Below are 1,439 nucleotides of genomic sequence, written 5' to 3'. Positions count from 1 at the left end.
CCCATAGGGGCATACCCAACATGTTGCTGACCCCCACCACGGCAGCGAGAATCTGCATCCAAACATAGTTCAGGTGGAGTATCTGCAGACCGTAGGCCGTAAAAAAGGGGGCGGCCACGAACTGGCCGATGCAGAACACGGCGCTAAATAGCAGAAGCGCACGAAAGTTTGGGTCGGCAAACGGAGCACGATAGTGTTCCAGAAAGCTTTGTCGTGGCTCCTCTCCTTGGGTCGTAACCGAAGAGGGAGGCGGCTCCGGCTGACGCAAAATGAGGATAAGCGAAAACACAGCGCCCAACAGGCTCACCCCAAAGACCACGGCAAACCCCATCGCAGGGTGCCGCTTGCCATGCACCATGTAGTCGAGAAACCAAGCCGCTAACATGCCAACAACCATGCCCACAAAACCGGCCACCATGTTGCGACGCCCAAAATAACGGCCCCGATGATCGGGTGGAACGAGGTCGGACATCCAAGAAGTCCAGACAGGTTGAGGCATGCTTGTGAGAATGGCAGAGATCGTAAAAAGCAACAGAAAACCCAGCAGTGCCAACGACTTTGGCAAGAAAAAGGGCAGAAGTAGAATGGGCAACCAAAGCATGCGTCCACAAAAAGAGCACCAGGCTACAAACGGTTTACGGGCGCTTTTCTGCTCCGCCCAGTAGGCCGCAATCGGTTGGGTAAGGGCTGCTAAGGTGGGGATAGCGCTTAGAAGGCCGATGGCAAAACTGTTTGCATGAAGCCAAAGCGCAAAACCCGTGAGAAATGCTCCACCGGTTAGCGTGATCCATACGGTGGCTGCTGCGCCCTCCCAAATGGATATCTGCAGCCCTTTTAGCACCTCCCAACGGTTCAGGGGACGCGCGTTGGCAACCTCCGCTTTTTGCACGTGTTGCGTCTGAATATCCTCCATGCCTCTTGAAACCCGGCAAAATGGGGACGTGGCCTCGTGTGCCATCGTCTGCCGGCAACTATGTTACCTTGAAGGCAGGCTGTTGTTGCCTCCCTATTGAAAAGACGAAAGCAGGATTCGCGGGAGAAGATGAAGAAAAAAAGTTTTTAGAAACCTTATTGACAAAGGAGTTGCAAAGGAAATGACCGTCGAAACAATAGCCGGCACCGCCGGATGGCAGCTCGACTACGCCTTTCCTCCGCCACCGGAGTTCGCACGCCAGGCCAATATACGCGACCCAGAAATCTACGACCGCGCTGCGGCGGACTTCGAGAAGTTTTGGGCCGATTTCGCTGCAGAGTTGGATTGGATGCAGCCGTGGCACCGCATCCTTGAATGGAACCCGCCTCACGCCAAATGGTTCCTGGGCGGCAAGCTTAACGTCAGCGTGAACTGCGTAGACCGACACCTAAAAACACACCCCGATAAAGTCGCCATTCTATGGGAGGGCGAGCCGGGCGATACGAGAACGCTCACCTACCGCCAA

The 1,439-nt window shown here is 55.2% G+C and carries 2 protein-coding genes; one reads left to right on the top strand and one right to left on the bottom strand.

Annotated features, from left to right (window positions below; all coding sequences use genetic code 11):
- Positions 1–913, bottom strand: a 913-nt coding sequence (locus VKV29_RS06910) for an MFS transporter (protein WP_324200573.1), incomplete at its 3' end; no start/stop codon positions are given.
- A 181-nt stretch (positions 914–1,094) separates the two neighbouring features.
- Here VKV29_RS06910 and VKV29_RS06905 point away from each other — a divergent pair.
- Positions 1,095–1,439 (top strand): acetyl-coenzyme A synthetase N-terminal domain-containing protein (locus VKV29_RS06905; RefSeq protein WP_324200572.1); only part of this gene is annotated, 345 nt, incomplete at its 3' end.

It is taken from the genome of Chthonomonas sp. (genome assembly GCF_035294165.1).
Classification (GTDB): Bacteria; Armatimonadota; Chthonomonadetes; order Chthonomonadales; family Chthonomonadaceae; genus Chthonomonas.
This window is presented reverse-complemented; position numbering and strand designations above follow the sequence as displayed.